The sequence below is a fragment of the Methyloceanibacter sp. genome, assembly GCF_051306395.1.
GTDB lineage: Bacteria > Pseudomonadota > Alphaproteobacteria > Rhizobiales > Methyloligellaceae > Methyloceanibacter.
This window is the reverse complement of sequence record NZ_JBPPND010000049.1, coordinates 1-7,224: the sequence shown is the minus strand read 5'-3', so window position 1 is coordinate 7,224 and position 7,224 is coordinate 1. Positions and strand designations below refer to the sequence as shown.

Annotated in this window: 2 protein-coding genes; both read right to left on the bottom strand. The window is 63.2% G+C overall.

Annotated features, from left to right (window positions below; genetic code table 11):
* Positions 1-145: 145 nt before the first annotated feature.
* The gene (gene rpoC, locus ACSLE4_RS03380; protein ID WP_435903076.1) at positions 146-4,372 is read right to left on the bottom strand and encodes a DNA-directed RNA polymerase subunit beta'; all 4,227 of its coding nucleotides are present in this window, start codon (positions 4,370-4,372) and stop codon (positions 146-148) included.
* A 79-nt stretch (positions 4,373-4,451) separates the two neighbouring features.
* On the bottom strand, positions 4,452-7,224 hold a 2,773-nt coding region (rpoB, locus tag ACSLE4_RS03375), incomplete at its 5' end, for a DNA-directed RNA polymerase subunit beta (RefSeq protein ID WP_435903075.1).

Here is a 7,224-nt window from a genome sequence, read left to right as displayed (position 1 = left end):
TCCGTTGGGCTACCGCCTGCCGAGAAGTCCGCGCGTTTTATCAGGCCGATTCTTCTATCGTCAAGGTAGAAGTGCCGGATTTCGGGGGCCGACCGCCAGTTTTGGGTCTATCTGGCGATCCGGCCCCCGATGTTCTCCGAAATCTCTATGCCGAGGCGCCTTCTTCGGCCTCTTCAGTCCCTTCGGCCGCCTCTTCCTCCCCTCGCACGATGGCTTCCTGGGCGGCGCGCTCCCGCTCCTCCAGGATCAGGTCGTCGCGATGGGAGGCGATTCGGTTGAGCCTCGAAAGCATGCTGCCGGTGCCAGCCGGGACCAGCCGGCCAACGATGACGTTCTCCTTCAGGCCCTCGAGCGCGTCCGACTTGCCGTTGACGGCGGCATCGGTGAGCACGCGCGTGGTCTCCTGGAACGAGGCCGCCGAGATGAACGACCGCGTCTGGAGGCTCGCCTTGGTGATGCCGAGCAGGACATGCTGGCCTTCGGCCCGCTTCCCGCCAGCAGCCTCGGCCGCGATATTGGCATCCTCGAAGTCGATGCGGTCGACCTGCTCGCCCTTGAGGAACTCCGTGTCGCCCGGCTCGTCCACCTCGATCTTCTGGAGCATTTGACGGACGATGACCTCGATATGCTTGTCGTTGATGGTCACGCCCTGGAGCCGGTAGACCTCCTGGATCTCGTTGACGAGATAGTTGGCGAGCTCCTCGACACCCTTAATGGCAAGGATGTCGTGCGGCGCCGGATGGCCATCGAGCAGGTACTCGCCCTTCTCGATGCGATCGCCTTCCTGCACTGTCAGATGCCGGCCCTTGGGGATCAGGAACTCGACCGGATCTTTGCCCTCCTCCTCCGGCGTGATGGTGATGCGCCGCTTGTTCTTGTAGTCGCGGCCAAGCGTCACCACGCCCGAAATCTCGGCAATGATGGCGTGATCCTTCGGACGCCGTGCCTCGAACAGCTCGGCGACGCGCGGCAGACCACCCGTGATGTCGCGGGTCTTGGCGCTTTCCATGGGGATACGGGCCAAGACGTCGCCGGCCTTCACCTCGTAACCGGGCTCGACCGACAACACCGCATCCACGGGAAGCAAATAACGCGCCTCGCCACCCCGTGAGAGCTTGCCGATATCGCCCTTTTTGTCCTTGATCGCCATCGCCGGCCGCAAGTCGGCGCCGCGCGGCGACGCACGCCAGTCGATGATCACGCTGTTGGTGATTCCGGTCGACTCGTCGCGCTGCTCGGAGACCGACACGCCCTCGACCAGATCCTCGAACTCGACCGTGCCCTCGATCTCCGTGAGCACCGGACGCGTGTAAGGATCCCACTCGGCCAGACGATCGCCACGCTTGACCTTGTCGCCGTCGTCCACCCGCAAATGGGTGCCGTAAGGCAGGCGATGGACGGCAAGCTCGTTGCCGTCGTCATCGACGACGACGATCGCCGTGTTCCGGCCCATGACCATATGCCGGCCTTGGGAGTCCTCGACGACGTTGCGCTGCTTGACCTTCACGGTACCGTCGAAGTTGGATTCGAGCGACGACTGATCGACCACCTTGGAACTCGCCACACCGCCCAGATGGAACGTGCGCATGGTGAGCTGCGTGCCCGGCTCGCCGATGGACTGAGCGGCGATCACGCCGACCGCCTCGCCCATGTTCACGGGCGTGCCGCGGGCCAGGTCGCGCCCATAGCACTTGCCGCAGATGCCGTTGCGGGTCTCGCAAGTCAGCGCCGAGCGAATGCGGATCTCCTGGACCCGCGCGCTCTCGATCGCCTCGACATGCTCTTCCTCGATCAACTCGCCGGCCTTGACGATGACATCGCCGGTGACCGGGTTCTTGACCGGATCGGCGGCCGTGCGGCCGAGCACCCGCTGGCCGAGCGACACGGTGACCTCGCCGGCTTCGAGGATGGCGCGGGCGGTGATGCCGCCTTCGGTGCCGCAATCCTCTTCGGTGACGATGCAATCCTGCGCCACGTCCACGAGACGCCGCGTCAGATAGCCCGAGTTCGCCGTCTTCAAGGCCGTGTCGGCCAGACCCTTACGGGCGCCGTGAGTGGAGTTGAAGTACTCCATCACCGACAGCCCCTCCTTGAAGTTGGAGATGATCGGGGTCTCGATGATCTCGCCAGAGGGCTTGGTCATGAGACCGCGCATGCCGGCAAGCTGCTTCATCTGAGCGGGCGAACCACGCGCGCCGGAATGCGACATCATGTAGATCGAGTTGATCGGCTTCTCGCGGCCGGTCTCCTCATCCACCTGCACCGAGGAAATGCGCTTCATCATCTCCTTGGCGACGAGTTCCGTGCACTCGGTCCAGGTGTCGACCACCTTGTTGTACTTCTCGCCGCGGGTGATGAGGCCGTCATTGTACTGCTGCTCGTACTCGCGCACGAGCTCGGACGTCTTGTGAATGATCTCGTCCTTGGTCTCGGGCACCACCATGTCGTCCTTGCCGAACGAGATGCCGGCGCGGCACGCATAGCGGAAGCCGAGTCCCATGATCTTGTCGCAGAAGATGACCGTCTCCTTCTGACCGCAGTGGCGATAGACCACGTCGATCAGGTTGGAGATTTCCTTCTTGGTGAGGAGGCGGTTGACGTAGTCGAAGCTCACCTCGGCGCGGCGCGGCAGAAGCTCACCGAGCAGCATGCGGCCGGGCGTGGTGTCGTAGATATAAGACACCCAATCGCCGTTCTCGTCCCTGGTGATGAACCGGCCCTTGACCTTGGCGTGGAGCGTCACCGAACCGGAATCGAGCGCGTGATGGATCTCGGCCACGTCGCCGAAAATCATCCCCTCGCCCGGCTCGTTGTCCATGACCAGCGACAGGTAATAGAGACCGAGCACGATATCCTGCGACGGCACGATGATCGGCGAACCGTTGGCCGGATGCAGGATATTGTTAGTCGACATCATCAGCACGCGCGCCTCGAGCTGCGCTTCCAGCGACAGCGGCACATGCACGGCCATCTGGTCGCCGTCGAAGTCGGCATTGAAGGCCGCGCAGACCAGCGGGTGGAGCTGAATCGCCTTACCCTCGATGAGCACCGGCTCGAACGCCTGAACGCCGAGGCGATGGAGCGTCGGCGCGCGGTTGAGCAGCACCGGATGCTCGCGGATAACCTCGTCGAGGATATCCCAAACCTCCGGCTTCTCTTTCTCCACCAGCTTCTTCGCCTGCTTCACCGTGGCAGCATGCCCTTTGGCGTCGAGCCGCGAATAGATGAACGGCTTGAACAGTTCGAGCGCCATCTTCTTCGGCAGGCCGCACTGATGCAGCTTGAGCTCGGGACCAACCACGATCACCGAGCGGCCCGAATAATCGACGCGCTTGCCGAGCAGGTTCTGACGGAACCGGCCCTGCTTGCCCTTGAGCATATCGGCGAGCGACTTCAGCGGACGCTTGTTGGCGCCAGTGATGACGCGGCCGCGCCGGCCATTGTCGAACAACGCATCGACCGACTCCTGCAGCATGCGCTTTTCGTTCCGGATGATGATGTCCGGCGCGCGCAGCTCCATCAGCCGCTTCAAACGATTGTTCCGGTTGATGACCCGGCGGTAGAGATCGTTCAGGTCGGACGTCGCGAAGCGGCCGCCATCAAGTGGCACCAAGGGCCGAAGCTCCGGCGGAATAACCGGCACCACGGTCAGGATCATCCACTCAGGCTTGTTGCCCGACATGATGAAGGCCTCGACGACCTTAAGACGCTTGGCGAGCTTCTTGGGCTTAAGTTCCGATGTCGACTCGGCAATCTCCACGCGCAGATCGGCCGCGATCTTCTCCAGGTCGAGGCCCTTGAGGAGCTCGCGGATCGCCTCGGCGCCGATACCGGCCGTAAAGGAATCCTCGCCGAAATCCTCTTGCGCCTGGAGATACTCGTCCTCCGAAAGCAGCTGCAACGGCTTGAGCGAGGTAAGCCCCGGCTCCAGCACGATGTAGTTCTCGAAATACAGGACCCGCTCCAGATCCTTCAGCGTCATGTCGAGCAGAAGGCCGATACGCGACGGCAGCGACTTCAAGAACCAGATATGGGCCACCGGCGCCGCGAGCTCGATATGGCCCATGCGCTCGCGCCGGACCTTGGCGAGCGTCACCTCGACGCCGCACTTCTCGCAGATGACGCCCTTGTACTTCATGCGCTTGTACTTGCCGCACAAGCACTCGTAGTCCTTCACCGGGCCGAAGATGCGCGCACAGAATAGGCCGTCGCGCTCCGGCTTGAAGGTCCGGTAGTTGATGGTCTCAGGCTTCTTGATCTCCCCGAAAGACCACGACAGGATCTTCTCCGGGCTGGCGATGCCGATCCGGATCTGATCGAAATTCTGCTGCTGGGTCTGCGGGCTGAACAGGTTCGCGAGATCTTGGTTCATTCTGTTGTCTCCAATGGGCGGGCATGCCGCCCTTCGGTTGGTCGAGTGTTGGTGCGTGTCTAGCCTGGAGGCTTAAGGCTTATTCCGCCGCGGGCTTGGGCAGCTGCGCGCGTTGCGGCTGCGCCTCCTCCGGTTTCGGCTGCACCAATTCGACATTCAGTCCCAATGCACGCATTTCCTTGACGAGGACGTTGAACGACTCGGGGATGCCCGCCTCGAACGTGTCATCGCCGCGAACGATCGCCTCGTACACTTTGGTACGGCCGGCCACGTCGTCCGATTTCACCGTCAACATCTCTTGCAGCGTGTATGCGGCGCCATAGGCTTCCAGCGCCCACACCTCCATTTCGCCGAAACGCTGACCGCCGAACTGCGCCTTTCCGCCAAGCGGCTGCTGGGTCACCAGACTGTACGGCCCGATGGAGCGGGCGTGAATCTTGTCGTCCACCAAGTGATGCAGCTTCAGCATATAGATGTAGCCCACCGTCACCTTGCGCTCGAACGGCTCGCCCGAGCGGCCATCGAACAAGGTCACCTGGCCGGACGAGTCGAGCCCCGCCATTTCAAGCAACTCCGAGACGTCGCTCTCGTGCGCACCGTCGAACACCGGCGTCGCCACCGGCACGCCGGGCATCAAGCTTTGGCTCACCTCGATGAGCTGGTCGTCCCGCAGCGCCGCCACGGCCTTGTCGTCGCCGTAGATGGTCTTGAGCAGGTCCTTGAGTGGTTTCGGCTTGTGGGTCGCCTGATACTCGTGCAGCGCATCGCCGATCTTCCGGCCAAGGCCGCGGCAGGCCCAGCCCAGATGAGTCTCCAGGATCTGGCCCACGTTCATGCGGCTCGGCACGCCGAGCGGGTTCAGCACGATGTCGACCGGGGTGCCGTCCTCGAGATAGGGCCTGTCCTCGATCGGCACGATCTGACTGATCACGCCCTTATTGCCGTGACGGCCGGCCATCTTGTCGCCGGGCTGAATCTTGCGCTTCACCGCGACGAAGACTTTGACCATCTTCATCACGCCGGGCGGCATCTCATCGCCGCGCTGGAGCTTGTCGACCTTATCGACAAAGCGCTGCTCAAGCCGCTTCTTGGCCTCGTCGTATTGCCGGCCGATCGCCTCGACCTCGCTCATGGCCTTGTCGTTCTTGAGCGCAATCTCCCACCACTGGCTGCGCGGGACTTCGTCCAGCATCGCCTCGGTGATCTTGGCGTCCTTTTTGAAGTTCTTCGGACCTTTGGACACCTGCTTGTGCAACAGCACGTCGCGCAGACGGCCATATACGTTGCGGTCGAGAATCGCCATCTCGTCGTCGCGGTCCTTGGCGAGACGCTCGATCTCCTCGCGCTCGATCGCCATGGCACGCTCGTCCTTCTCGATGCCGTGGCGGTTGAACACCCGCACTTCGACCACCGTGCCGGTCACGCCGGGCGGCAGCTTGAGCGAGGTGTCGCGCACGTCGGAAGCCTTCTCACCGAAGATAGCGCGCAGCAGTTTCTCTTCCGGCGTCATCGGGCTCTCGCCCTTCGGCGTGATCTTGCCCACCAGGATGTCGGCCGGCTGCACCTCGGCGCCGATATAAACGATGCCCGCCTCGTCGAGATTCTTGAGCGCCTCTTCGGAGACGTTCGGGATGTCGCGGGTAATCTCCTCCGGCCCGAGCTTGGTGTCGCGGGCCATCACCTCGAACTCCTCGATATGGATCGAGGTGAACACGTCGTCGCGCACCACGCGCTCGGAGATGAGGATAGAGTCCTCGAAATTGTAGCCCATCCACGGCATGAAGGCGACGAGCACGTTGCGGCCCAGCGCCAGTTCACCGAGATCGGTGGACGGCCCGTCGGCGATGATCTCGCCGGACTGGACGTTGTCGCCCACGCGCACCAGCGGACGCTGGTTGATGCAGGTGTTCTGGTTCGAGCGCTGGAACTTGCGCAGATTATAGATGTCGACACCGGACTTGGAGGGATCGGTTTCCTCCGTGGCCCGAATGACGATACGGGTGGCGTCCACCTGATCGACCACGCCGGTGCGGCGCGCGCCGATGGCGGCGCCCGAATCCCGCGCCACGACCTCTTCCATGCCGGTTCCGACCAGCGGCGCTTCCGCCGTGATCAGCGGCACGGCCTGACGCTGCATGTTCGAGCCCATCAGCGCGCGGTTGGCGTCGTCGTTCTCGAGGAACGGAATGAGCGCCGCCGCCACCGAGACGAGCTGCTTTGGCGACACGTCGATGAGATCGACCTTCTCGCGCGGATAGAGCTCCACGTCGCCGGCGTGACGGCAGACGATCAGGTCCTCCACGAATTGCCCCTTGGGGTCCAGCTGCGCATTCGCCTGGGCGATGATGTAGCGCGCTTCCTCCATGGCCGAGAGATACACGACCTCGTCCGTCACCTTGGACTTCACCACGCGGCGGTACGGGCTCTCGATAAAGCCGTATTTGTTCACGCGCGCGAACGTCGCCAGCGAGTTGATCAGGCCGATATTCGGGCCTTCCGGCGTCTCGATCGGGCAGATGCGGCCGTAATGGGTCGGATGCACGTCGCGCACTTCAAAGCCCGCCCGCTCGCGGGTCAGACCGCCCGGCCCGAGCGCCGAAAGACGCCGCTTATGGGTGATCTCCGACAGCGGATTGGTCTGGTCCATGACCTGCGACAGCTGTGAGGAACCGAAGAACTCGCGCACCGCGGCGGCCGCGGGCTTGGCGTTGAGCAGGTCCTGCGGCATGACCGTGTCGATCTCGACCGAGCTCATGCGCTCTTTGATGGCGCGCTCCATGCGCAGCAGACCGACGCGATACTGATTCTCCATCAGTTCGCCGACCGAGCGCACCCGGCGATTGCCGAGATGG